Consider the following 24,006-nt stretch of genomic DNA (forward strand, 5'->3'; position numbering starts at 1 on the left):
GTGTCCGGGATGGGATTCAGTGGGTCCGGGTGAGGAGCCGCCCCTTCGGTTCGGTGAACTCGCCGTTCGCGACGATGCGCTGCCCGCGCAGCCAGGTGGACTTCACGACGCCGTACAGGGTCTTGCCGGCATACGCCGTGACGCGGTTGCGGTGCTGCAGGGAGGCCGGGTCGACGGTGAAGGTCTCGTCGGGGGCCAGGACGGCGAAGTCGGCGTCGCGGCCTGCGGCGATGGCGCCCTTGCGGTCGTCGAGCCCGACGAGTTCGGCGGTCCGCGCCGACATCCAGCGGACCACGTCCTCCAGGCCGTGCCCGCGCCTGCGGGCCTCGGTCCACACCGCGGCGAGGCTCAGCTGGAGCCCGGAGATGCCGCCCCAGGCCGTCGCGAAGTCGTCGGTCTTGAGGTCGGCGGTGGACGGCGAGTGGTCGGTGACGACGCAGTCGATGGTGCCGTCGGCCAGCGCCTGCCAGAGCAGGTCCTGGTTGGCGGCCTCGCGGATCGGCGGGCAGCACTTGAACTCGCTGGCGCCGTCGGGGACTTCCTCGGCGGTGAGGGTCAGGTAGTGGGGACAGGTCTCCACCGTGACGCGCACGCCCTCGGCCCGCGCCTTCGCGATCATCGGCAGGGCGTCGCTGGAGGACAGGTGGAGCACGTGCACGCGCGCGTTCAGCGCCTTGGCCTCGCGGATGAGCTGGGCGATGGCGCTGTCCTCGGCGTCCCGGGGGCGGGAGGCGAGGAAGTCGGCGTACCGGGGGCCGGGGTGCTGCGGGGCGGTGGCCAGCAGGTGGGGGTCCTCGGCGTGCACGATGAGCAGGCCGTCGAAGGCGGCGATCTCGGCCATCGCGCGGGCCAGCGGTTCGCGTTCCAGGTGCGGGAACTCGTCCACCCCGGACGGCGACAGGAACGCCTTGAAGCCGAACACCCCGGCCTCGTGCAGCGGGCGCAGGTCCTCGGCGTTGTCGGGCAGGGCGCCGCCCCAGAAGCCGACGTCGATGTGCGCCTTGTCGGCGGCCACCCGCTGCTTGGTGCGCAGGTGCGCGACGGTGGTGGTGGGCGGCAGGGAGTTCAGGGGCATGTCGACGAGGGTCGTGATGCCGCCGGCCGCGGCGGCGCGGGTGGCGGTCCAGAAGCCCTCCCACTCGGTGCGGCCGGGGTCGTTGACGTGCACGTGGGTGTCGACCAGGCCCGGCAGCAGGACGTGGTCGCCCAGGTCCTCCAGGCGGGCCCCGCCGGGCACGGGGGCGTCGTGGGGAAGGACGGCGGTGATCGTGCCGCCGGAGACCGCGACCGAGGCGGCGCGGGTCCCCTCGGGAGTGATGACACGCGTCGAGCGGAGCACCAGTTCAGCGTCGGACACCCGAACCCCTTTCTTCAACATTCTGTTGAAGGAGTCTTCACTCCCGCTCCGGCCCCGTCAAGGGCACACTGCTACAGGACGGCACCGGCGACCACCCCCTGGACTTTTCCGCAAAGCGGAATTAACATACCGGGAAGCGAAATGTTACCCGAAAGGAACGCCCCGTGCCGACGTCCAGCGCCAGCACCACCGACTCCGCCCGGTCCTCGTCGAACGGCGGGGTCCAGTCCCTGGAGCGCGCCTTCGACCTGCTCGAACGGATGGCGGACGCGGGCGGCGAGGTCGGCCTGAGCGAGCTGTCCGCGAGCAGCGGGCTGCCGCTGCCGACCATCCACCGCCTGATGCGCACGCTGGTGGCCTGCGGGTACGTACGCCAGCAGCCCAACCGGCGGTACGCCCTCGGCCCCCGCCTGATCCGCCTCGGCGAGTCGGCCTCCCGGCTGCTGGGCACCTGGGCGCGGCCGTACCTGGCGCGGCTGGTGGAGGAGACCGGCGAGACGGCGAACATGGCGCTGCTGGACGGGGACGAGATCGTCTACGTGGCGCAGGTGCCCTCGAAGCACTCGATGCGCATGTTCACCGAGGTCGGCCGGCGCGTGCTGCCGCACTCCACGGGCGTGGGCAAGGCCCTGCTGGCCGGTTTCCCGCCGGAGGAGGTGCGGGCGCTGCTGGCCCGAACGGGCATGCCCGCGGCCACGGAGAAGACCATCACGACCGCCGACGGCTTCCTCGCGGCACTGGAGGACGTACGCCGCCGGGGCTACGCCGTCGACGACAACGAACAGGAGATCGGGGTGCGGTGCCTCGCGGTGCCGGTGCCCGACTCCCCCACCGCGGCGGCCATCTCCATCTCCGGCCCGGCCGGCCGGGTCACGGAGGCGGCGACGGAGAAGATCGTGCCGGTGCTCCAGCAGATCGCCGACGAGCTGTCGCGGGCGCTGGCCAGCCAGAATCCGGCGTGAGCGGCTTACAGCGGCTGCCGGGCCGCTACACCGACCGGCACGGCTCGCAGGAGATCGTCCTCGAGTCCGACGGCCGGGAGCTGATCCGCACGACGATCAGGGGCGTCCCCTTCGAGGGCGAGACGATGGACTGCCTGGGCGCCCTGGCCGGCACGCCGCCGGAGCGGATGTTCCGCTTCCTCGACGGCCACCTCTGCTCGTGCCTGCTGGAGTGGGACGTGCCGCTGCCGCTCGACGTCGCCGGACAGGGCCGCCTGACGGGCGTGCTGCACTGCGGCCTGCGGCTGGGCGACCCCGTGCCGGCTCCCCACGGCGGACTGAGCGAGGAGCGCCTGACCGTCACCCTGCGCCTCGGCGGGCACGCCTACGGCGCGGAGGACCACCTCGACTTCGAGACGGCCCTGTACGACATCCAGCACCGCCTCCCGGCCGGATTCCGGATCCGGGCGTGCATCGCGTGCGCCTGGTCGGACTTCAGCCCGGCGGGCCACGGGATGATGACCGGCCTGGCCTGCTTCCGGGACGTCAAGGACCGCTACCGCCGGGTCGAGGGCAAACACGGCCCGCGGGGCGTCTTCGCGCTCTGGCCGGCGCGCACGGAATACGTGCAGGAGACGCATCTGTGCGGGGAGTTCGAGGCCCGCGGCGCGCACGGGGGTTACCGGGGCACCTTCCCGTAACGCGCCCCGGCCGGCGCTGCCCGGCTAGCCCTGCCCGCGCACCGGTCCGCCGAAGAGGTCCACCGCCCGGCGGAGCTCCGTGAGGCCGGGGGACAGCGCGCTGACCGAGCCGATCGCGCCCGCGACGAGCAGCAGGGAGCGGCGCAGCCGCGGGATCTCGGGGGTGCCCGCGGCGGCCATGGCCGCGAGGGCGGCCAGTTCCTCCTCGGCGATGGTCCGGTCGGCGAACTCGCCGGGGTGGGCGGCGAGACGACGGCGCAGCCGGGCCACGGCGGAGCGCAGCTCCGTCACCCGCGGATCCTCGTCGCTGCCGGTCACAGGCCCCTGCCGCTTCTGCTGCACGCTCCGCAACACAGTCCTCCCCCTCGCACCTCGTCGTGCGTGTGCCGCACCGGCCCGCATGCCTGCGCACCGGGCAGCGCCCGTGCGCCCGGCCGGTCGGTGCGGGCGACAGTAAACGACGCGGACCACCGGGCGCCAGTCCATTGCGTCATCGACTTGTCTCGCTGAGTGACCACCGGGCCCGGGAAGGTGCGGTAAGCAGGATCCATGACGACTGGGAAGACGACGGACGGGGCGGGTGTGGTTGCCCTGCTGCTCGCCGCGGGGGGCGGGCGGCGGCTGGGGGGCCGCCCCAAGGCACTGCTCAGCCACCGGGGGCGCCCGCTGGTGGAGCACGCGGTGCGGGTCCTGCGCGAGGGCGGGTGCTCCCGTGTGCACGTGGTGCTGGGCGCGCGGTCCGAGGAGGTGCGCGCCCGGGCCGATCTGGCGGACTGCGTCCTCGTCGACAACCCGGCGTGGGAGCAGGGCATGGGGACGTCCCTGCGGGCCGGACTGGAGTCGCTCGCCGGTACGGACGCACGGGCCGCCCTGGTCTCGCTCGTCGACCAGCCCGGCATCGGCCCGCGGGCGGTGGCCCGGGTGCTCGGGGCCGGCACGGGCGAGGAGTCCCTGGTGTCGGCCGCCTACGACGGGGTGCGCGGCCATCCGGTGCTGTTCGGGGCCGCCCACTGGGCGGGTGTGGCCGCGACTGCCACCGGGGACCGGGGGGCACGCGCCTACCTGAAGGAACACGCGCCGGAGCTCGCGCTCGTGGAGTGCGCGGACGTGGCCCGGCCCTTCGACATCGACACCGAGGCCGATCTGGTCCACCTGGAGTGAAGGGGGTGGCACGGAGCGCCACCTTGCCTCGACCCAGAGAATCTCGACATCAACAGACGATTGAACTTCCACTATGAGGAAACTACTATCCACTGTTCAGAAGCGCCCGGCGGCTCCCCGGGCGCCTGACGCCGTATCCGGGAAGACTGGCACCGGGTGCCACCGCCGGCTCGTCTTCACAGCTCGCTGAAGGAAGTGACCGTTCATGTCCGCTCCAGCGCCGTCCCCGCTGGCCATCGTCGACGCCGAGCCCCTGCCCCGGCAGGAGGAGGTCCTCACCGAAGCGGCGCTCGCCTTCGTGGCCGAGCTGCACCGGCGGTTCACGCCCCGGCGTGACGAACTCCTCGCCCGCCGCGCCGAGCGCCGCGCCGAGATCGCCCGCACCTCCACCCTGGACTTCCTCCCGGAGACCGCCGGGATCCGCGCCGACGACTCCTGGAAGGTCGCCCCGGCCCCGGACGCCCTGAACGACCGCCGGGTCGAGATCACCGGCCCCACCGACCGCAAGATGACCGTCAACGCCCTCAACTCGGGCGCGAAGGTGTGGCTCGCGGACTTCGAGGATGCCTCCGCGCCCACCTGGGAGAACGTCGTCACGGGCCAGCTCAGCCTGATCGACGCCTACACCCGGAACATCGACTTCACGGACCCGAAGTCGGGCAAGTCCTATGCCCTGAAGGCGAACGAGGAACTCGCCACGGTCGTCATGCGCCCGCGCGGCTGGCACCTGGACGAGCGCCACCTCGCCGACGCCGACGGCAGGCCCGTGCCCGGCGCGCTCGTCGACTTCGGCCTGTACTTCTTCCACAACGCCCAGCGCCTGCTCGACCTGGGCAAGGGCCCGTACTTCTACCTGCCCAAGACGGAGTCGCACCTGGAGGCCCGCCTCTGGAACGACGTCTTCGTCTTCGCTCAGGAGTACTGCGGCATCCCCCACGGCACCGTCCGCGCCACGGTCCTCATCGAGACCATCACGGCCGCGTACGAGATGGAGGAGATCCTCTACGAGCTGCGCGACCACGCCTCCGGGCTGAACGCGGGCCGCTGGGACTACCTGTTCTCCATCGTCAAGAACTTCCGTGACGGCGGCGCCCGGTTCGTGCTGCCGGACCGCAACTCGGTGACGATGACCGCCCCGTTCATGCGCGCCTACACCGAACTCCTCGTCCGCACCTGCCACAAGCGCGGGGCGCACGCCATCGGCGGCATGGCGGCCTTCATCCCCTCACGCCGGGACGCCGAGGTCAACAAGGTCGCCTTCGAGAAGGTCCGCGCCGACAAGGACCGCGAGGCGAACGACGGTTTCGACGGCTCCTGGGTCGCCCACCCGGACCTGGTGCCGATCGCCATGGAGTCCTTCGACAGGGTCCTCGGCGACAAGCCCCACCAGAAGGACAGGCTGCGCGAGGACGTCGACGTCAAGGCGGCCGATCTCATCGCCGTCGACTCGCTCGACGCCAAGCCGACGTACGCGGGCCTGGTCAACGCCGTGCAGGTGGGCATCCGTTACATCGAGGCCTGGCTGCGGGGCCTGGGCGCCGTGGCCATCTTCAACCTGATGGAGGACGCGGCCACCGCCGAGATCTCCCGCTCGCAGATCTGGCAGTGGATCAACGCGGGCGTCGTCCTCGACAACGGCGAGCGGGTCACCGCCGAACTGGCGCGCGAGGTCGCCGCCGAGGAACTCGCCGCGATCCGGGCCGAGATCGGCGAGGAGGCCTTCGCGGCCGGCACCTGGCAGGAGGCGCACGACCTGCTGCTGCAGGTCTCCCTCGACGAGGACTACGCCGACTTCCTCACGCTGCCGGCGTACGAGCGGCTCAGGGGCTGACCGGCCGCTGCCGCTCCGAGTGGCCCAGGGTCTTGCCCGGGGCCACTCGGTCGCGTACGGCCTTCTTCACCGCCGTCGGCTCCGGGAAGCCCTGCGCGCGGCGGTCCCAGACGACCTCGTCGCCGACGCGGACCACGAACACCCCGCCGGTGCCCGGCTTCAGGGCCAGCTCCGTCAGCTCCGCCTCGAAGGTGGTGAGCAGTTCCTGCGCCAGCCAGGCCGCCCGGGGCAGCCAGCGGCACTGGGTGCAGTACTCGATCTCGACACGGCCACTCATCCGAGGTGCACCGACCAATCCTGTCGGGCCGCGGGCTTGCCGTGCAGGTCGGGGACCTGCTTCAGCCACGCGGGACGTCCTTGCTGGTTGCGCGCCGCCCGCAGGGCCTCCTCGGCGGCGAGTTCCTCCCGGCTGGGGAAGTCGGTGGGCAGCCACGCCCCGGAGGCCTGCACGCGCGCGTGGAGGTACGCCACGTACGCCTCGCGCGCCGCGTCCGGGCTCGCGAAGGCCGGGTCGTCGGCGAGCCAGGCGTCCGGGACCTCGGCGAGGATGCGGCGCAGCAGTTCCCCGGTGACCCGGGGGGCGAGTTCGGCGTCGGCGGCCCGGACGTCGGGCGCGTAGTGGCCGAGGGCGTGGTGCCGGAAGTCGTAGGACTTGGCGGGGTCGGTGCCGTCCCAGCGGTGGTGGAAGACGAGGGCGGCGCCGTGGTCGATCAGCCACAGGCGCGGCGGCGCCACGCCCAGGGTGGGCCAGACCATCAGGTTGGAGCTGTGGACCGTGCGGTCGACGTTCACGGTCAGGGCGTCCAGCCAGACGATCCGGCCGGCCTCCAGCGGATCGACGGGGAAGACCCGGGCGATGTCGGGGGTGAAGTCCCGGGCGCCCGGCAGGTAGTCCATGCCGAGGTTCACTCCGGCACTGGCCGCGTGCAGGCCCCGCACCTCCTGGTGGGGCTCGTCGCCGGCGATGGCCGGGTCGAAGTGCACCAGGACCAGTTCCGGGAACCGCAGCCCGAGGGCCCGGGCCAGTTCGCCCACGATCACCTCGGCGACCAGCGCCTTGCGGCCCTGCGCGGAGCCGGTGAACTTCACGACGTACGTGCCCAGGTCGTCCGCCTCGACGATCCCGGGGACGGAACCGCCGGAGCGCAGGGGCTCGATGTAGCGGGTGGCGGTGACCTCGGACAGCATCCCCCCACCGTACCGGGGCGACGCGGCCGCCGGAGTGATCATCCGACCCGAGAGTCGATTAAGGTTAGCCAAGCCTAACTTCTATCAGATCCGAGCACGGGAGCCGGCCATGCCGCACACGACCGACACCGCCGGGAACGGGCCGGGCACCACGTCCGAGGACGGCTGGGCCGAGCTGTCCTCCCGCGCCGAGCTGCGGGACCTGCTGGGCGAACCCTGGCCCGTGGTGATCGAGAAGGTGCACGACCGGCTCACCGACCCGGACCGGGACATCCTGGCCCGCTCCCCCTTCTGCCTGCTGGCCACCGCCGACGCGCGGGGCGACTGCGACGTCTCGCCGCGCGGTGACGCGCCCGGGTTCACCCATGTCGTCGACTCCGGCACGATCGCCCTGCCGGACCGGCCCGGCAACCGGCGCGGCGACAGCCTGCACAACATCCTCGACAATCCGCACGCCGGCCTGCTGTACCTGATACCCGGCGGCAAGGAGGTCCTGCGCGTCAACGGCCGGGCCCGGATCCTCACGGACGCCCCGTTCTTCGACGCCATGGCCCACGAGGGCCGGCGCCCCTCCCTCGCCCTGGTCGTCGACATCGACGAGATCTACCTGCACTGCCCCGCGTCGCTGCGCCGCTCGGGCCTGTGGGACCCCGCCTCCTGGCCGGCCGCGGGCTGAGCCGGGTACCCCCCTCCCGACCTACACTTAGGTTAGGCTAACCTTCGCCTCGTGAGATCTGGTGAAGCACCCGCCGGCAGACAGCGTCTGCGCGGGCATGAACTGTCGGCCACGGACGTGACCGTGTCGTACGACGGCGTGGACGTCGTGCACGACGCGGCGATCGCGCTGCGGCCCGGGGAGGTCACCGTCCTGGTCGGCCCCAACGGCAGCGGGAAGTCGACGCTGCTGCGGACGATCGCCCGGTTGCAGCGGGCCCGCCGGGCCGGGCTGCGCATCGACGGCGACATCGACGGACTGGCCCTGACCGCCCGGGAGTTCGCCCGGCACGTGGCCCTGCTGACCCAGGGCAGGCCCACACCCAGCGGTCTGACCGTGCGCGACCTCGTGGAGTTCGGCCGCTACCCCTACCGGGGCCGCTTCGGCCGTCCGGACGCGGACGCCTCGGCCGCGGTCGAGCGGGCGCTGGCCCTGACCGGGGTCACGGACCTCGCCGGGCGCGGCGCTGACCACCTCTCCGGCGGGCAGCTGCAGCGCGTCTGGCTCGCGAGCTGCCTCGCGCAGGAGACAGGCGTGCTCCTGCTGGACGAGCCCACGACCTACCTCGACCTGCGGTACCAGATCGAACTCCTCGACCTCGTCCGCGACCTGGCGGACGACCACGGCATCGCCGTGGGCGTCGTCCTGCACGACCTCGACCAGGCGGCGGCGATCGCCGACCGGATCACGCTGCTCGAAGCGGGCCGGATCGTCGCCGACGGCACACCCGAGGACGTCCTGACACCGGAGCGCCTCACCGCCGTCTACGGCATCCGGATCGACGTCGACACCGACCCCCTCACCGGCCGGCTGCGGACCCGTCCGATCGGCCGCCACCACACCCGCACCACCCGAAGCGAAAGGCTCGGCACCACCTCATGAGACGCCTCCTTCTCACCGCGGCCACCACCACCGCCGCGGCGCTCACCCTCGCCGCCTGCGGCACCACCGAGCCGGCCGCGGACAGCACGGACAAGAAGTCCGAGGCCATCAGCCTCACCGACGCCACCGGCGCGAAGGTGCAGCTGGACGGCCCGGCGAAGAAGGTCGTCGCCACCGAGTGGAACGAGGTCGAGAGCCTCCTCACCCTCGGCGTCGACCCGGTGGGCGTCGCCGACGTCAAGGGCTACAAGACCTGGGACACTGCCGTCCCGCTGAAGAACGAGCCCAAGGACATCGGCACCCGCGGCGAGCCGAGCATGGACACCATCGCCTCGCTCTCCCCCGACCTGATCGTGGCCAGCTCCGACCTGCCGGACGCGGCCGTGAAGCAGCTGCGGAAGATCGCCCCGGTGCTGGAGATCAAGCCGGCCGACGCCGCCGACCAGATCGGGCAGATGTTCAAGAACCTCGACCTGATCGCGAAGGCCACCGGCACCACCGACAAGGCCGAGGCCGCCCGCAAGAGCTTCGACGCCAAGGTCGCCGCGGGCCGCAAGACCCTCGCCGACGCCCAGCTCGACGGCAGCCCTGTCGCCTTCGCCGACGGGTACGTGACGTCCAACCAGGTCTCCATCCGCCCGTACACGAGCAGCTCCCTCATCGGTTCCGTCAACGAGGAACTCGGCCTGAAGAACGCCTGGAAGGTCAAGGGCGACCCGGCCTACGGTCTGGGCACCACCGACGTGGAGGGCCTGACCGGCCTGCCGAAGGACACCGCCTTCGCCTACATCGGCAACGACGGCGACAAGGCCAGCAACCCGTTCGCCGGACAGCTGAAGAAGAACGCCGTGTGGACCTCCCTGCCGTTCGTGAAGGCGGGCGACGTGCACCGGCTGCCCGACGGCATCTGGATGTTCGGCGGTCCCGGCTCGATGGAGGCGTACATCGACGCCCTCGTCGGCGCGCTGACGAAGTAACGCCCCATGGCCGTCACCGAAGCGCCCCCCGCCGTCCGTCTCCCGGCGGCCGCGACCCGGACGGGCGCGGCCGCGGTGACGGCCGGGCTCGTCCTCCTCGTCGCCGCCCTCGCGGTCGTCGACATCACCCAGGGCACCGCCGCCGTCGGACCGGCGCAGGTGTTCAAGGCCCTGACCGGGCAGGCCGATCCGGCCGACGCGTCCGTGGTGATCGCCTCCCGGCTGCCGCGCATGGCCGCCGGGATCCTGGTCGGTGTCGTCCTCGGTATCGCGGGCGCCGTCCTGCAGGCCGTCAGCCGCAACGTGCTCGCCTCGCCCGACACCCTCGCGGTGAACGCCGGTTCGTACCTGGCGCTCGGGCTGGTCGGCGCGACCGGAGTGTCCCTGCCGCTGCTCGCCTCCTCGGGCGTGGCCTTCGCGGGCGGGCTGGTGGCCGCGGCCGTGGTCCTCGCCCTGTCCGGCCTCGGCACGGGCACCGTACGCCTGGTCCTGGCCGGCACCGCGCTCGCGCTGGGCCTGAACTCCCTCACGGAGGGGTTGCTGCTGCTGTTCCCGCAGCAGACGGAGGGCCTCTACCAGTGGAACCAGGGCAGCATCGGCCAGAACGGCTTCGACGGCGTCGTGCAGATGCTGCCCGTCGCCCTGGTGGGGCTCGCCGGGCTGCTGCTGGTCGCCCGGCGGGTCGACGCGCTCGCCCTCGGCGACGACGCGGCGCGCGGACTGGGCGTGCCGGTGCACGCCACCCGCGTCACGGTGGTGGTGCTGGCGGCGCTGCTGTCCGCGGCGGCCGTCACCCTCACCGGCCCGCTCGGCTACGTCGGGCTCTGCGCGCCCGCCCTGGTCCGGCCGCTCTCGCGCCGGTTCCGCGGCTTCGTCCGCGCCCGGGCGGTACTGCCCGCGGCCGGACTGGCCGGGGCCGCGCTGGTGCTCGGCTCAGACGTGCTGCTGCGGGCCCTGATCCCCGCGGACACGGCGGTCGGCGTACCCACCGGCATCGTCACCAGCCTGGTCGGGGCCGTGTTCCTCGTGGTGACGGCCCTGCGGCTGCGGGACACCGCCGGGGTGGAGGCTCCCGACCGGATGCGCATCCCCGGCCGGACGGCGTTCCTTGCCACGGTGGCCGCCCTGGCCGCCGTGACCGTCGCGGTCGCCCTCGCCGGCGTCCTGCTGGGCGACAGCAAACTCCTGCTCGGCGACGTCGCCAACTGGGCGCAGGGCCGGGCCGGGCGGACCGTCTCCTTCGTCCTGGACACCCGAGTGCCGCGCGTGCTCGCGGCGTTGTGCGCGGGCGCCGCGCTCGCCCTGGCCGGCACGCTGGTGCAGGCCGTGACCCGCAATCCGCTGGCCGAGCCCGGGGTGCTGGGCGTGTCGGGCGGCGCCGCGCTCGGGGCCGTGCTGCTCGTGACCACGGTGCCCGCCGCCGGTTCCTGGGGCGTCGCCGGGGCCGCGTTCGCCGGGGCGGCGCTGGCCTCCGCCCTCGTCTTCGGGCTCGCCGCCCGGGGCGGCTACCAGCAGAACCGGCTGGTCCTGGTCGGCATCGGCGTGGCCGCCGGGTCGACGGCGCTGATCAGCCTGCTCATCGTGCTCACCGACCCGTTCAACGCCACGAAGGCGCTGACCTGGCTGTCCGGTTCGACGTACGGGCGCACCACGGCGGACGTGGTGCCCGTGGCGCTCGTGCTGGTCCTGGGACTGGCCGTCGCGGTCGCCCGGCGCACCGAGCTGGACCTCGTCTCGCTGGACGGGGACACCCCGCGTCTGCTGGGCCTCGGGCTGCCCCGGGCCCGGCTCGGCTTCCTGGTGGTGGGCGTGCTGCTCGCGGCGACCGCCGTGGCCTCGGCCGGCACCATCGGCTTCGTGGGCCTGGTCGCCCCGCACGCGGCCCGGGCCCTGGTGGGCCGACGGCACGTCCGGGTGGTGCCGGTCGCCGTGCTGCTCGGCGCCGCGCTCGTCGGGGCGGCCGACCTGCTGGGCCGGACCGTGATCGCCCCGGCCCAGCTGGGCGCCGGCCTGATGACGGCCGTGATCGGCACGCCGTACTTCCTGTGGCTGCTGGTCCGGAGCCGGCGGGCGGCCTGAGGCCGTGTCAGGGGCGGTCCCCGTCCCGTCGCGCCCGCGGGCTGAAGACGTACAGGCCGAGGATGTCGGGCAGCGGGGCGACGCCCGGGCCGCCGGCCCGCACCCAGGAGACGACGTCCTCGGTGGCGGCCGGGTCGTTGACCAGGCCGAGCCAGACCGGGCGGGCGCCGGCGGCCCGGCCCGCGGCGGACGGCTGCACGACGACGACGTTGGCCTGGTCGCAGACGTCCAGGCAGTCGGAGATCCGCACCGGCGCCGCCGCGCGCAGACGCTCGGTCTGGGCGGCGTGGTCGACGCCGGTCACCTTGGGGCTGCCGCAGCAGCAGTCGCGGCACACCACGACGCGGCACGGCGCAGGGCCGCCGCCGCGGGTCTCGTCCTGGGGGTCGCCGGCCGGCGTCGCGGGCATGCCGCACCTGCCCTCTCTCCGGGGAGATCCGCCCCGGTGGTCCGTCGAGGAGGCGACCGCGTGAGTCTCCTGGCTCTCGGGTCGCCGCCGGTCCCGGCCTTCCCACCCGGCTGCGGGCAGTGGCCTGTCGGGACCGGCTCGCCGATCACAGTGGCGGGACCGCGCCGGATTCACACCGGCTTCCTCGTCCGCCGTCGCCTTTGTCGCCGGTCATCATTCCATGGCGCCGGGGCGGCCGGCGGGCCGCCCGAGCGGGTGGGGCAGCGGCAGGTAGCGGGCGTCGGCGCCGTCCGCGCCTGTCCAGCGCAGCAGCAGGTTCGTCTTGGCGGGCAGCGTCGGGGAGGCGAGCAGGGCGGGGATCTCCGGCAGGTCGTGCCGGGCGAGCTCGCGGCGGGCGGCGGGCCAGGGGTCGAAACCGGGCCATCGTTCGGTGAGGGCACCGGCGATCTCGGTGAGGTGGTTGACGACCAGGCAGTACACCAGCCGCTCCCAGCCGGCCGCGCGCGCCACGTCCGCCAGCAGCTTCACGCCCTCGGCGTCCCGGTACAGCACCTGCACGGGCATGCCGTCGGCGTCCACGGCGACCAGCGTGTTCTGCAGATGGGCCTCGACGACGACGCCGTGCCCGGCGAAGGCGGCCAGGGCCGGGGGCACCGCGTGCGACAGGTAGGCCTCCCACCAGGTGCCCGGGTCGGTGACGCGGTCGAGCGGGTTGCCGTCGAAGCCCTCCACCAGACCGGCCGCGAGCAGCGGGGTCGCTCCGGGCACGAGTCGGCCGGCGAAGCCGTCGCGGACCAGGACGGCCAGGGCCTCGAAGGCGAAGCCGGCGGTGCGGTACCCGCGGTCGCCGAGCCAGCCGGGCGGGCCGTCGTACGCCGCGAAGGCCGCGCCCGCGGCGCTGTCGGTCCGGCGCAGGGCGAGCAGGTCGTGGCGCCACAGCCGGCGGATGTCGTTGGTGATGCGCACGTCCAGGCTGAACTTCAGGAACAGGTCGCGCTCCGGGGCGTACACGGTGCGGACGGCGGCCGTCGGCCAGGTGGTGAAGGACGTCGTGCCGAGCCGGAGGAGTCTGCCGTCCGCGAAGGCGGGGGCCAGCTCCCGGGCGGCCAGGTCGAGTTGCCAGGGGTGGGCGGGGAGCAGCCGGTAGCCGGGCGGGGCGGTGCCGAGGGCGTCGAGGGCCGCGGTGTCGCCGTCCTCGACGACGGTGTCCTCCCGCACCCCGAGCAGGACCAGGGGGAAGCGGGTGTACGCCTCGGGCGCGTACGGCAGCCAGGCGGCGGCGGGGCCGGTGCCACGGGTCTTGGGGGCCGGGTGGTGGGTGTGACCGGTGAGCAGGCACTGCTCGGACCGCTGGTGGAGGTCCTCGGGCGGGGTGGCCGCGGCGCGGGCGGTGAGCAGCGCGGCCACGGTGTCCCGGCTGCGGATCATCTCGGCGGGCAGCTCGGCGTTGGCCAGGCCGGTGTGCCGGCGCAGCTCCTCGGCGACCAGATCGACCAGGCCGGTGTGGCCGAGGCGCTGCCAGGCGCCCGCCACCTCGACCTCCGGCTCGGCGGGCCGCCGGGTACCGCGCACGCGCAACAGGCGGTCCTGGCCCGGCAGGCGGTACACACGGTGTCCGCCCTCCTCGCGCACCGGCCGGGCGATCTCGCGCAGCAGGCAGTTGAGCAGGGGAACGGCGGCGACGGCGTCGGCGAGGGCGCCGGTGGCCGGGTCGTCACCGTGGGCCGAGTCGTCGTCGGCGGGCGGGGGCATGAGGTCCACGCGTTCCACTCGTCCCTGTGGTCCTTCCGGCGTTCCGGGCGGAGATGATCAGTATGCCGGTCGTCGCCGTTCCGCTGTGACGCCCTATTCGTACCCGAGGAGTCCGCCCGTGCACCGTCCCCCCAGCGCCGAGACCGAGGTCGCCGACGAGCTGTCCGTCGTGCGGCCCGGTCTCCTGCCGCGCTACGAGGCCGAACTGCCCGGCGCCCGGGCGGCCGTGCTGTCCCGCCTGTGGCGCGGTCTGACCCATGATCCACTGCCCTGGGTGAGCGGTGTGCGGCGGGGCCGGGACGGGCTGGTCCTGACCCTGTCCGACGGCCGCCGGCTGCACGGTCCGCTCCCGGATCCGTACGCGACCGGGGCGTACGTCACCGCCGTGCGGCTCGGCGGGACGGAGTACGGCGATCCGGCGCGGCTGATGACGGACCTCGGCGTGCCGCACTCCGGGTCCTTCGCGGCCGAACTCGGGCACAGCGTGGCCTCGTTGGCGCTGTCGCGCGCGGGGCAGGAGGAGGGTACCCGGGGGTGGCCGGAGCGCGACTGGGAGTGGGAGCAGCGGATCGTCGACGGGCATCCGTTCCACCCGACCTGCCGCTCCCGGCCCGGCTTCTCGGTCGCCGAGCAGCTGGCCTACGGGCCCGAGCACCGGCCGGTGGTGGAGCTGGGCCTGGTGCCGGTGCGGGCGGCGGAGTGCCTGGTGACGGGGGCGTGGCCCGACGAGCTGCGCGACGGGGGGCACGTGGTGCTGCCGGTGCATCCGTGGCAGGCGGCGCACGTGCTGAAGCGGTCCTGCGAGGAGCGGCGTGCCGGGCATCCGCTGATGTCCCTGCGGACCCTCGCACTGCCGGGCGGACCGCACGTCAAGACCTCGCTGAGCGCCCGGCTGACGTCCTCGGTGCGGGACATCTCGCTGCCCTCGGTGGCCGCCTCCGCGCTGCTGTCGGACTTCGCCGAGCTCCCGGCCGCGCGCACCGACGGACTGCTGCACGTCACCCGCACGCTGGGCGCGGCGGCGGCCGGCTCGCCGGACTTCGCGGCCCTGCTGCGCCAGTCGCCGCAGACGTACGCGGGCGGCGGCGAGCGGGTGCTGCCGGTGGCGGCCCTCGCCACCACCGAACTGCCCCGCTCCGCCGCCTGGCTGGCCGGGTTCGCCCGGCTCGCCCTCACGGCCGGCCTGCGGCTGCTGGAGCTGGGCGTGGCCCTGGAGGCGCACGGCCAGAACCTCCTGGTGGTCCTGGGTCCGGACGGCGATCCGCTGCGGCTGGTCTACCGCGACCTGGCCGACATCCGGGTCAGCCCGGCCCGCCTGGCCCGGCACGGCATCGCGGTGCCCGAGCTGCCCGCCCGCATGGTCACGGACGACGAACGCACGCTCCGCCGCAAGCTGTTCGGTTCCCTGGTGGCGGGCGCGCTGGCCGGGACGGCCGGGTCGGGCGAGGCGCTCGCGGCGGCGCTGGAGACGGCCCTGCGGGACCTTCCCGACGGGGCGGACCTCACGGCCCTGCGGGCGGAGCCCCTGCCCGCCAAGGCGCTGACGCTGATGCGGCTCTCGCCGCAGACGCCCGGGGACCAGTGGGCGGAGCTGCCCAACCCGCTGCGCTGAGGGCCGTTTTGGAGCTCGGCCGCGGTGATCAATAGGATCCGCCGATGATCACACGTACACGGCTGGCGGCGGGCGCCTGCGCCCTGCTCGCCGCCCTGACCGCCGGGATCGCCCTCCCGGCCGGGGCGGCCGCCGGTGAACCCACGGGCCGGGACGCGCCCAAGGTCGACCTCGTCCTCGACGTGAGCGGCTCGATGCGGGCGCGGGACATCGACGGCCGGTCGCGGATGGCCGCCGCGAAGCAGGCGTTCAACGAGGTGCTGGACGCGACGCCCGAGGAGGTCGAGCTGGGCATCCGCACCCTCGGCGCGAACTACCCCGGGGACGACCGCAGGACGGGCTGCAAGGACACCGCGCAGCTCTATCCGGTCGGGCCGCTCGACCGCACCGAGGCGAAGACGGCCGTCGCCACGCTCACCCCGACCGGCTGGACGCCGATCGGACCGGCCCTGCTGAAGGCGGCCGACGACCTGGACGGCGGCGACGGCTCCAAGCGCATCGTGCTGATCAGCGACGGCGAGGACACCTGCGCCCCGCTCGACCCGTGCGAGGTCGCCCGCGAGATCGCCGCCGAGGGCATCGGCCTGACCATCGACACCCTGGGCCTGGTGCCGACCGCCAAGATGAGCCGGCAGCTGAGCTGTATCGCCGAGGCCACCGGCGGCACCTACACCTCCGTCGAGCACCAGGACGAACTGACCGATCGGGTCAACGAGTTGGTGGACCGGGCGGCCGAGCCGGTGGTGACGCCGGTGGCGGTGCGGGGCGCGGACCGGTGTGCCGGGGCTCCGTCGCTGACGTCGGGCCTGTACACGGACCGCGTGGGGTTCGGGCAGCAGCGCTGGTACCGGGTGGACCTCCCGCCGGGCAAGGAGCTGCGCGCCTCGGTGAGCGTGGCGGCCGACCGGGCCGTGGACCCCGGCTACGGCGTGCTGCTGCGGGCCGTCACGGTCACGGGCCGCGAGATCGTGCGCGGCGAGGCGGCGGGCACCGGCCGGACGGACGTGATCTCGACGGGTCTGCGCCATCCGAAGGCCGCGGGCGAGGGGGAGGACGCTCCCGCCGAGACCGTCTGCCTGACGGTCTCGCACTCCTTCTCGGCGGCCTCCAACGTGCGGCGAACGCCCGGTCTGCCGCTGGAGCTGACCGTCGACGTGGTGGACGGTCCGGCGCAGGCGGCCGACGTGGCCGCCTTCGGGCTCGGCCGCGGCTGGTGGCTGCTGGGTGTGCTGATCCTGACCGGCTTCCTGGCCGGTCTCGTCTGGGGCTGGCTGTCGCGCTGGCGGGTCGCGGTCTGGAGGACCAACTGATGCGCATGGTGGGCGCCTTGAGCGCCGCGTTGCTGATCCTGGGGGCCGTGGCCGCGCCGGCCGCGGCGGACGCCTCGCCGAGCCCTGCGCAGGACGGCTCGGCGGCCCCCACGCGAGCCGGTACGGCGTTCCGTACGGCGACGGAGATCGAGCAGGGGCAGGAGGCCACCGCGAGCGGCTCCACCGGGGACTACCTGTACTGGTCGTTCCCGGCGGACACCGGGCAGCGCCCCACGGTCAGGGCCACGGTGAAGCTGCCGGAGGCGCACGCCTCCCAGACCTGGCAGGTCGACGTCTACGACGGTCTGCGCCGCCGCCAGGCCTGCCGGTACGGGGCGCAGACGCGCACCGTGGCGGCCGACGCGGCCTCCGTCGAACTGGCCTGCGCGCTGCGCACGGTCCGCGGCTGGTCGGAGCCGTGGGCGAACGACCCGCTGCCCGGCACGTACTACGTGCGGCTGACCGCCACCGGTGTCGCCACCGCCGACCTCGGCCAGCCGGTCGGCACCCGGGTCCGGGTGGACTCCGAGGACGTCGGCGGCGCGGCCGCCGTGGACGGCCGGCTGGCCGAGCCGCTGGTGCCGGGGATCGCGACGAGGCCCGGGGACGACAGCGGCGGGAGCGGGGACGCCGCGGTGCTGGCCGGGCTCGAACCCGAGGACGGCTGGACGTCCGGCTGGTGGTCGGACCGGTGGGTGTGGACCGCGCTGGGCGGTGTCCTGGCCGCGCTGGCGGGAGTCGCCGGGTACGCGCTCACCCGGGGTCCGGGACGTCCGTCCCGGGTGCCGCCGAGCGTCTGACGGCCCCTCAGGAGGCCCGCTGCGCGCGGGCCTCCTGACCCGCCTCGCGGAGGGCCTTCGCCAGGGCGCCCGCGCCGGTCACCTCGATCCGGCCCTCCCGCACCGCCCGGGCCAGGTCCAGCTCCCCGCGGCTCAGCGCCGTGCACGTGGCGGTGTCCAGGACCAGCAGGGCGTCGGGCTCCCCGGGGGCGGGTCCGTCGCCGTACACGGGCCCCTCCCCGGCGCCGGCGTGCAGATGGAACCGCCCTTCCTCCAGGCGGACTTCGACGAGTCCCTCCCCGTCCAGCAGGCGCAGCAGGGGGAGCGCGAACCAGTGCGCCCGCACGGCGTCCGTCGGGCGGCGCTCGCCGAGCTCGTCCTGCCCCCACTCCCCCAGCGCCTGCAGCACGGGCAGCAACTCCCGTCCGCGCGCGGTGAGTTCGTAGACGCTGGCCGCGCCGGGCGGCGGGAGCCGGCGCCGGGTCGCGAGGCCGTCGCGCTCCATGTCCCTCAGCCGGGAGGCGAGTACGTCCGTGCTGACGCCGGGCAGGTCCGCGTGCAGGTCCGTGTAGCGGCGGGGACCGGCGAGCAGTTCGCGGACGATCAGCAGGGTCCAGCGGTCGCCGACGACGTCGAGCGCGCGGGCGGCGGAGCAGTACTGGTCGTAGCTTCGGCGAGGTGGCATGCGACGCAGTCTAGACAAGTTGTTGGACTTTCCAAGCTCCCACTTGGTAAAACCAAGCAACACGGTTCGGCAGAGGGGAAGCGGCGCATGGAGTTCCGGCAGTCGAGCAAGCTCAGCGAGGTCTGTTACGAGATCCGCGGCCCGGTGATCGAGCAGGCCGACGCGCTGGAGGAGGCGGGCCACAGCGTGCTGCGCCTGAACACCGGCAACCCCGCGCTCTTCGGGTTCGAGGCGCCGGAGGAGATCCTCCAGGACATGATCCGGATGCTGCCGCAGGCGCACGGCTACACCGACTCGCGCGGCATCCTCTCCGCCCGCCGCGCGGTCGCCCAGCGCTACCAGACGCTCGGCCTGGAGGTCGGCGTCGACGACGTCTTCCTGGGCAACGGCGTGTCCGAGCTGGTGTCGATGGCCGTCCAGGCCCTCGTCGAGGACGGCGACGAAGTCCTCATCCCCGCGCCGGACTTCCCCCTCTGGACGGCCGTGACGACCCTCGCCGGCGGCAAGGCGGTCCACTACCTCTGCGACGAGCAGGCCGACTGGTACCCGGACCTCGACGACATGGCCGCGAAGATCACCGACCGGACGAAGGCGGTCGTGATCATCAACCCGAACAACCCCACCGGGGCGGTCTACCCGAGGGAGATCGTCGAGGGCATCCTCGACCTCGCCCGCCGCCACCGCCTGATGGTCTTCGCCGACGAGATCTACGACCGGATCCTCTACGACGACGCGGTGCACCACCCGGCCGCCGCGCTCGCCCCGGACCTGGTGGTCCTCACCTTCTGCGGCCTGTCCAAGACCTACCGCGTGGCCGGCTTCCGCTCCGGCTGGCTGGTGGTCACGGGCCCCAGGCAGCACGCCCGGGACTACCTGGAGGGCCTGACCATGCTGGCCTCCATGCGGCTGTGCGCCAACGCCCCCGCCCAGTACGCCATCCAGGCCGCCCTCGGCGGCCGGCAGTCGATCGGCGAGCTGACCCGGCCGGGCGGGCGGCTGCTGGAGCAGCGGGACACGGCCTGGCGGAAGCTCAACGAGATTCCCGGCGTGAGCTGCGTGAAGCCCAAGGGCGCCCTGTACGCCTTCCCGCGCCTGGACCCCAAGGTGCACCGGATCCACGACGACGAGAAGTTCGTCCTCGACCTGCTGCTGCGGGAGAAGATCCAGGTGGTTCAGGGCACCGGTTTCAACTGGCCGACGCCGGACCACTTCCGCATCCTCACGCTGCCCCACGCCGACGACCTGGAGGCGGCGATCGGGCGGATCGGGCGGTTCCTCGGCGGCTATCGCCAGTAGCGGCGGTTGTCGGTGGCGGGTCGTAGCCTTCGAGCAGGTGGACCGTGCCGCACCGGCCCGAGAGGAGCATGCCGTGACCCGACCTCCGACCCCGGCGCAGCGGCGTGTCATCGACGCCGCCGACCCCGTGACCGGACGGCTGCGGGGCACGCCGGCCCAGCTCGCCGCGCTGGTCGGACGGGGCCTCGCCTTCCGCCACCCCCGCCCGCCGCACGACTGCTTCCTGACGCCGGAGGGCCACCGGATACGCCAGGGCATCACCCGGCCGCCCGAGCCCGCCGGGTCCGCGCAGGCCCCGGGCCCCGCCCCGACCGGGGTGTTCGCGGCACGCACCGGCGGCGAGCCGGACCCCCCGCCGCCCGGGCCCGACCGGCGCCGTGAGGTGCACAGCGCCTGGCAGGGGCTGCTGGAGCTGCGCCGGATGACCAACCCGGACGGATCGGTGGACCGGCCGTGCGGCTGGGAGCGCACGCATCTGGTGCGGGCCGCCGCGCTCGCGCTGGAGGCGGCGGGCCACCACCCGGCCGGCCCGGACGCCGTGGGCTACCGGGTGCGCGAGACACCGCAGCCGGAGGCGGTCGCCGTGTACGAGCCGGACGGCGAGGCGCTGCGGACCTGTGCGGCCACCCTGGAAGGGGCAGGCTGGCAGGTGAGCGAGCACCGCGAGCCGCGCACCGGCGGCCGGTATCTGCTGGCTTCACCGCGCCGGGCGTGAGGGACATGCCAAGATCGACGGATCGTTGCGCAGTGCACGAGACTCCCGTGCGGGACGTCCGGCGCGAGAAGGGAAAGCCGTGAGCGAGCCGTTTTCCGTCCCTGTGACCGTCCGTGGATACGAGACGGACGTGCAGGGACACCTCAACCAGGCCGTCTACCTGAACTACGCGGAGCACGCCCGCTGGTCGCTGCTCCGGGCGGCCGGGATCAGCCAGTCCGCCCTCATCGGCAGCGGCGTCGGCCCGGTCGCCCTGGAGACGACGATCCGCTACAAGCGGGAGCTGCTCGCCGGCGACGAGGCGGAGGTGACCTGCGCCTTCATCTGGGGCGACGGCAAGACGTTCCGGATCGAGCAGACCGTGGTGAAGGCCGACGGCACGGTGGCCGCCGAGATCTCCGCGGTCGGCGGGATCCTCGACCTCGCCGAGCGCAGGCTGGTCGCCGATCCCGCCGGGGTCTTCCGCGAGCTGGCGTCGGACCCGGGCCTGTTCGGGCTCTGAGCCGGCCGCGCCCGGCGGCCCGCCCCGGTCGGCGGTGAGCCGACCGGGGCCGGAAGCCGGCACGAGGGTCAGGGGCTCAGGAGGCGGTCGCCGCCTTGGGCGCGCCCGTGAGCTCCTCCCCCGCCTCCATCGGGTGGGTCACGTCGTGGGCGTCCCGGCCGCTCCTGCCCAGGTGGTTGAAGACCAGGTTCAGCAGCACCGCCGCCACGCAGCCGGTGGAGATGCCCGAGTCCAGGACGATCCGGGCCGTCTCGGGGAAGGCGTGGTAGAACTCGGGCGCCGTGATGGGGATGATGCCGACGGCCAGGGAGACGGCCACGATCAGGACGTTGTTGTCCTTGTCCAGGCCGGCCCGCACCAGGGTCTGGATGCCGCTGGCGGCGACCGAGCCGAACAGGACCACGCCCGCCCCGCCGAGCACCGGGCGCGGTACGACGGCGATCAGTGAGGCGGCCATCGGGCACAGGCCCATCAGCACCAGGAAACCGCCGCCCGCGGCGACGACGTACCGGCTGCGGATCCTCGTCATCGCGACCAGGCCGATGTTCTGCGCGAAGGCGCTGCACATGAAGCCGTTGAACAGAGGGCTGATCGCCGAGCCGAGGGTGTCGGCGCGCAGGCCGGCGGCGATGGTCCGCTCGTCGGCGGGGCGGTCGACGATCTCGCCGAGGGCCAGCATGTCCGCGGTCGACTCGGTCATCGACACCACCATCACCACGCACATCGAGATGATCGCGGCGAGCTGGAACTGCGGGGCGCCGAAGTGGAACGGGGTCGGGAAGCCGACGATGTCCGCGTCCGCGACCGGGCCGAAGTCCGTGACGCCGAACGGGATGGCGATCAGCGTGCCGGCGACCAGGCCCAGCAGAACGGCGATCTGCTTGACGAAGCCGCGGGTGAAGCGGCGCAGCAGCAGCACGATCAGCAGGGTCACGCCCGCGAGGCCGAGGTTCGTCGCGGAGCCGAAGTCGCCGGCGGCCGGGTTCGGTCCCTGCGCCCAGCCGAAGGCGACGGGCAGCAGCGATATGCCGATGAGGGTGATCACGGTGCCGGTGACGACCGGCGGGAAGAAGCGGATCGCCTTGCAGAAGACGGGGGCGGCGAGGAAGCCCAGGAGTCCGGCGACGATGACCGCGCCGAAGATGATCGGCAGGGCGTCGGACCTGTCCTCGGTGGAGGCGGCGATCGCGGTCATCGGGGCGACACCGGCGAAGGTGACGCCGTTGACGAACGGCAGCCGGGCGCCGATCTTCCAGATGCCGAGGGTCTGCAGGAAGGTGGCGAGGCCCGCGGTGAACAGGCAGGCGCCGGTGAGGAAGGTCAGGTCGGTGGCGGAGAGGCCGATGGCCGCGCCGACGATCAGGGGCGGGGCGACGACTCCGGCGTACATGGCGGCCACGTGCTGCAGGCCGGTCGTCGCCATCTTGAGCGCGGGGAGTTTTTCGTCAACGGGGTGGTCGGCCACGGCGGCGTCCCTCCGGTCGGTTACACGGCGGCGCGAAGGCCGCCGTGGGTGTCAGGGAGGTGGTGCGGGTGGTCATGGGGGTACCTCCCTGCTCGAGCGAAGCCGAGAGCTTGGGGGAGGGACCGGCGGACGGTAATGCCGTCTCCGGAGGCGCTCGCGTGGGCGCACGCCTCCGGAGACAGCCGCCGCGAGCCCCGCTCGGGTCCGCGGCCACCGGCCGGGAGCCGTCCCTCCCGGCCGGAGTATCCGGGTGGTCAGGCGCCGGCGGCGATCCTCGCCAGGCGCCGGGCCTCGTCGCGCGTGGCGCGGGCGATGGCGTCCTCGTCGGCCGTGAGCAGGCGGCCGTCCTCGACGATCTGCCGGCCGTTCACGAAGGAGGCGGTGACCGGGGCCGCCGCGCCGAGGACCAGCGCGGTCACCGGGTCGGCGATGGAGGCGTGGGCGAGGGTGTCCATGCGCCACAGGACCAGGTCGGCGAGCTTGCCGGGCTCCAGGGAGCCGATCTCCGCCGCCCGGCCGAGGACCTGGGCTCCGCCGAAGGTGCCCAGGCGCAGCGCCTGGCGGGCGTTGAGGGCGGCCTCCTTGTGGCCGCCGAGACGGTTGACGAGCAGGGCGTTGCGCAGCTCGGTGTGGAGTTCGCCGGACTCGTTGGAGGCGGTGCCGTCGACACCGAGCCCGACCGGGACGCCGGCGGCGAGCAGGTCGGGGACGCGGGCGATGCCGGCCGCGAGGCGGGCGTTGGAGGAGGGGCAGTGCGCGACGCCGGTCCGGGTGCGGGCGAAGGCGGCGATGTCGGCGTCGTTCATGTGGACGCAGTGCGCCATCCACACGTCCTCCCCGAGCCAGCCGGTGGACTCGAAGTAGTCGGTCGGGCCCATGCCGAACAGCTCGTGGCAGAACTTCTCCTCCTCCACGGTCTCCGAGCCGTGGGTGTGCAGCCGGACGCCCAGGCGGCGGGCCAGCTGAGCGCCGTCGCGCAGCAGTTCGGTGGAGACGGAGAAGGGCGAGCAGGGCGCGACCGCGACCTGGGTCATGGCGTCGAAGGAGGCGTCGTGGTGCTGCCGTACGGTCTCCTCGGTCGCGGCCAGGGCGCCGTCGAGGGTCTCCACGGCGAAGTCCGGGGGCAGGCCGCCGTCCTTCTCGCTGCGGTCCATGGAGCCGCGGGCGAGGGTGAAGCGGACGCCCATGTCGCGGGCGGCGCCGATGATCGCGCCGGAGAGGTCCCCCGAGCCCCGCGGGAAGACGTAGTGGTGGTCCATGGCGGTGGTGACGCCGCCGCGGGCCATCATCGCCAGCGAGCCCTGGGCGGCCGCGCGGACCATCGGCTCGTCGATGCGCGCCCAGGTGGGGTAGAGCGCGACGAGCCAGTCGAAGAGGTTGTGGTCGGTGGCCAGGCCGCGGGTGATCCACTGGTAGAAGTGGTGGTGGGTGTTGACCAGGCCGGGGGTCACGAGGTGGCCGGAGGCGTCGATGCGGCGGGCCACGTCCCGGAGGCCCTCGGGGGCGGGGCCCGCGCCGAGGGATTCGATGCGGTTGCCGGCGATGACGACGTGTCCGGAGGCGTACTCGGTGTCGTGTCCGTCGACGGTCGCGATCGCACAGTTCTCGATGACGATGCGCCGGTCTGCTGCCATGGTTCGTCCTTTGCG

The 24,006-nt window shown here is 73.8% G+C and carries 23 protein-coding genes and 1 riboswitch; of the genes, 14 read left to right on the plus strand and 9 right to left on the minus strand.

Annotation, left to right across the window (positions count from 1 at the left end; translation table 11 throughout):
- Positions 1-16 precede the first annotated feature (16 nt).
- A complete protein-coding gene (gene allB, locus ACPXCS_RS36250; protein WP_425944564.1) occupies positions 17-1,357 on the minus strand; it encodes an allantoinase AllB in 1,341 nt (446 codons plus the stop codon).
- Positions 1,358-1,521: 164 nt separating this feature from the next.
- Between allB and ACPXCS_RS36255 the strand changes: the two genes are divergently transcribed.
- The gene (locus tag ACPXCS_RS36255) at positions 1,522-2,319 is read left to right on the plus strand and encodes an IclR family transcriptional regulator (protein WP_425944565.1); all 798 of its coding nucleotides are present in this window, start codon (positions 1,522-1,524) and stop codon (positions 2,317-2,319) included.
- A complete protein-coding gene (locus tag ACPXCS_RS36260; protein ID WP_425944566.1) occupies positions 2,316-2,999 on the plus strand; it encodes a DUF6304 family protein in 684 nt (227 codons plus the stop codon). Before ACPXCS_RS36255 ends, ACPXCS_RS36260 begins: the two co-directional genes overlap by 4 nt.
- A 24-nt stretch (positions 3,000-3,023) precedes the next feature.
- On the opposite strand, the gene ACPXCS_RS36265 is transcribed toward ACPXCS_RS36260, so the two are convergent.
- The gene (locus ACPXCS_RS36265; protein WP_425944957.1) at positions 3,024-3,317 is read right to left on the minus strand and encodes a DUF5955 family protein; all 294 of its coding nucleotides are present in this window, start codon (positions 3,315-3,317) and stop codon (positions 3,024-3,026) included.
- Between the two features lie 231 nt (positions 3,318-3,548).
- Here ACPXCS_RS36265 and ACPXCS_RS36270 point away from each other — a divergent pair, with 231 nt between their 5' ends.
- Both ACPXCS_RS36270 and aceB read left to right on the plus strand, forming a co-directional pair.
- Positions 3,549-4,160 carry a nucleotidyltransferase family protein gene (locus tag ACPXCS_RS36270; protein WP_425944567.1) on the plus strand — a complete coding sequence of 204 codons (612 nt, stop codon included), beginning with the start codon at positions 3,549-3,551 and terminating at the stop codon, positions 4,158-4,160.
- Positions 4,161-4,365: 205 nt separating this feature from the next.
- Positions 4,366-5,991, plus strand: coding sequence for a malate synthase A (gene aceB, locus ACPXCS_RS36275; RefSeq protein ID WP_425944568.1), 1,626 nt, complete (start codon positions 4,366-4,368; stop codon positions 5,989-5,991).
- Here the strand turns inward: aceB and ACPXCS_RS36280 are convergent.
- On the minus strand, positions 5,981-6,268 hold the full coding sequence (locus tag ACPXCS_RS36280; protein ID WP_425944569.1) for a SelT/SelW/SelH family protein: 288 nt from the start codon (positions 6,266-6,268) through the stop codon (positions 5,981-5,983). The two genes, aceB and ACPXCS_RS36280, sit on opposite strands and share 11 nt — an antisense overlap.
- Positions 6,265-7,179, minus strand: a complete 915-nt coding sequence (locus ACPXCS_RS36285) for a HipA family kinase (RefSeq protein ID WP_425944570.1) — start codon at positions 7,177-7,179, stop codon at positions 6,265-6,267. Before ACPXCS_RS36285 ends, ACPXCS_RS36280 begins: the two co-directional genes overlap by 4 nt.
- Positions 7,180-7,288: 109 nt before the next feature.
- Between ACPXCS_RS36285 and ACPXCS_RS36290 the strand changes: the two genes are divergently transcribed.
- Genes ACPXCS_RS36290 through ACPXCS_RS36305 form a run of 4 tightly spaced genes read left to right on the plus strand, consistent with a single transcriptional unit; the run spans position 7,289 to position 11,832 of the window.
- Positions 7,289-7,855 carry an MSMEG_1061 family FMN-dependent PPOX-type flavoprotein gene (locus ACPXCS_RS36290; RefSeq protein ID WP_425944571.1) on the plus strand — a complete coding sequence of 189 codons (567 nt, stop codon included), beginning with the start codon at positions 7,289-7,291 and terminating at the stop codon, positions 7,853-7,855.
- Between the two features lie 51 nt (positions 7,856-7,906).
- On the plus strand, positions 7,907-8,776 hold the full coding sequence (locus ACPXCS_RS36295; protein ID WP_425944572.1) for an ABC transporter ATP-binding protein: 870 nt from the start codon (positions 7,907-7,909) through the stop codon (positions 8,774-8,776).
- On the plus strand, positions 8,773-9,753 hold the full coding sequence (locus tag ACPXCS_RS36300; protein WP_425944573.1) for an ABC transporter substrate-binding protein: 981 nt from the start codon (positions 8,773-8,775) through the stop codon (positions 9,751-9,753). Before ACPXCS_RS36295 ends, ACPXCS_RS36300 begins: the two co-directional genes overlap by 4 nt.
- Positions 9,754-9,759: 6 nt before the next feature.
- Entirely contained in the window at positions 9,760-11,832 is a 2,073-nt protein-coding gene (locus ACPXCS_RS36305; protein WP_425944574.1) for an iron ABC transporter permease, read from the plus strand.
- 7 nt (positions 11,833-11,839) lie between these two features.
- Here ACPXCS_RS36305 and ACPXCS_RS36310 read toward each other — a convergent pair whose 3' ends face one another.
- Together ACPXCS_RS36310 and ACPXCS_RS36315 are read right to left on the minus strand one after the other, a co-directional pair.
- Positions 11,840-12,241, minus strand: coding sequence for a (2Fe-2S) ferredoxin domain-containing protein (locus ACPXCS_RS36310; RefSeq protein ID WP_425944575.1), 402 nt, complete (start codon positions 12,239-12,241; stop codon positions 11,840-11,842).
- A gap of 63 nt (positions 12,242-12,304) precedes the next feature.
- Positions 12,305-12,426, minus strand: a riboswitch (cobalamin riboswitch).
- A 28-nt stretch (positions 12,427-12,454) separates the two neighbouring features.
- Positions 12,455-14,011, minus strand: a complete 1,557-nt coding sequence (locus ACPXCS_RS36315; protein ID WP_425944576.1) for an IucA/IucC family protein — start codon at positions 14,009-14,011, stop codon at positions 12,455-12,457.
- Between the two features lie 100 nt (positions 14,012-14,111).
- On the opposite strand from ACPXCS_RS36315, the gene ACPXCS_RS36320 reads away from it, so the two are divergent.
- From ACPXCS_RS36320 to ACPXCS_RS36330, 3 genes are read left to right on the plus strand one after another with little or no spacing between them, the layout of a single operon-like run.
- Positions 14,112-15,605, plus strand: coding sequence for an IucA/IucC family protein (locus tag ACPXCS_RS36320; RefSeq protein ID WP_425944577.1), 1,494 nt, complete (start codon positions 14,112-14,114; stop codon positions 15,603-15,605).
- Positions 15,606-15,649: 44 nt separating this feature from the next.
- Complete coding sequence (locus ACPXCS_RS36325) at positions 15,650-16,915, plus strand: VWA domain-containing protein (RefSeq protein WP_425944578.1); 1,266 nt, start codon at positions 15,650-15,652, stop codon at positions 16,913-16,915.
- Positions 16,915-17,715 carry a hypothetical protein gene (locus tag ACPXCS_RS36330; protein ID WP_425944579.1) on the plus strand — a complete coding sequence of 267 codons (801 nt, stop codon included), beginning with the start codon at positions 16,915-16,917 and terminating at the stop codon, positions 17,713-17,715. The genes ACPXCS_RS36325 and ACPXCS_RS36330 overlap by 1 nt, the downstream gene beginning before the upstream one ends.
- Before the next feature lie 7 nt (positions 17,716-17,722).
- Here the strand turns inward: ACPXCS_RS36330 and ACPXCS_RS36335 are convergent, their stop codons facing one another.
- Positions 17,723-18,379: a winged helix-turn-helix transcriptional regulator gene (locus ACPXCS_RS36335; RefSeq protein WP_425944580.1), complete on the minus strand. Its 657-nt coding sequence runs from the start codon at positions 18,377-18,379 to the stop codon at positions 17,723-17,725.
- An 87-nt stretch (positions 18,380-18,466) separates the two neighbouring features.
- Between ACPXCS_RS36335 and ACPXCS_RS36340 the strand changes: the two genes are divergently transcribed.
- The 3 genes from ACPXCS_RS36340 to ACPXCS_RS36350 all read left to right on the plus strand — a co-directional run bounded on the left by ACPXCS_RS36340 (position 18,467) and on the right by ACPXCS_RS36350 (position 20,892).
- A complete protein-coding gene (locus ACPXCS_RS36340) occupies positions 18,467-19,675 on the plus strand; it encodes a pyridoxal phosphate-dependent aminotransferase (protein WP_425944581.1) in 1,209 nt (402 codons plus the stop codon).
- A gap of 73 nt (positions 19,676-19,748) precedes the next feature.
- Complete coding sequence (locus ACPXCS_RS36345; RefSeq protein WP_425944582.1) at positions 19,749-20,390, plus strand: hypothetical protein; 642 nt, start codon at positions 19,749-19,751, stop codon at positions 20,388-20,390.
- A gap of 79 nt (positions 20,391-20,469) precedes the next feature.
- Positions 20,470-20,892, plus strand: coding sequence for an acyl-CoA thioesterase (locus tag ACPXCS_RS36350; protein ID WP_425944583.1), 423 nt, complete (start codon positions 20,470-20,472; stop codon positions 20,890-20,892).
- Between the two features lie 76 nt (positions 20,893-20,968).
- Here ACPXCS_RS36350 and ACPXCS_RS36355 read toward each other — a convergent pair whose 3' ends face one another.
- Both ACPXCS_RS36355 and ACPXCS_RS36360 read right to left on the minus strand, forming a co-directional pair.
- Positions 20,969-22,357 carry a nucleobase:cation symporter-2 family protein gene (locus ACPXCS_RS36355; RefSeq protein WP_425944584.1) on the minus strand — a complete coding sequence of 463 codons (1,389 nt, stop codon included), beginning with the start codon at positions 22,355-22,357 and terminating at the stop codon, positions 20,969-20,971.
- Between the two features lie 254 nt (positions 22,358-22,611).
- Positions 22,612-23,991: an 8-oxoguanine deaminase gene (locus ACPXCS_RS36360; RefSeq protein ID WP_425944585.1), complete on the minus strand. Its 1,380-nt coding sequence runs from the start codon at positions 23,989-23,991 to the stop codon at positions 22,612-22,614.
- Positions 23,992-24,006 lie beyond the last annotated feature (15 nt).

Source organism: Streptomyces sp. DT190, assembly GCF_049846985.1.
GTDB lineage: Bacteria > Actinomycetota > Actinomycetes > Streptomycetales > Streptomycetaceae > Streptomyces.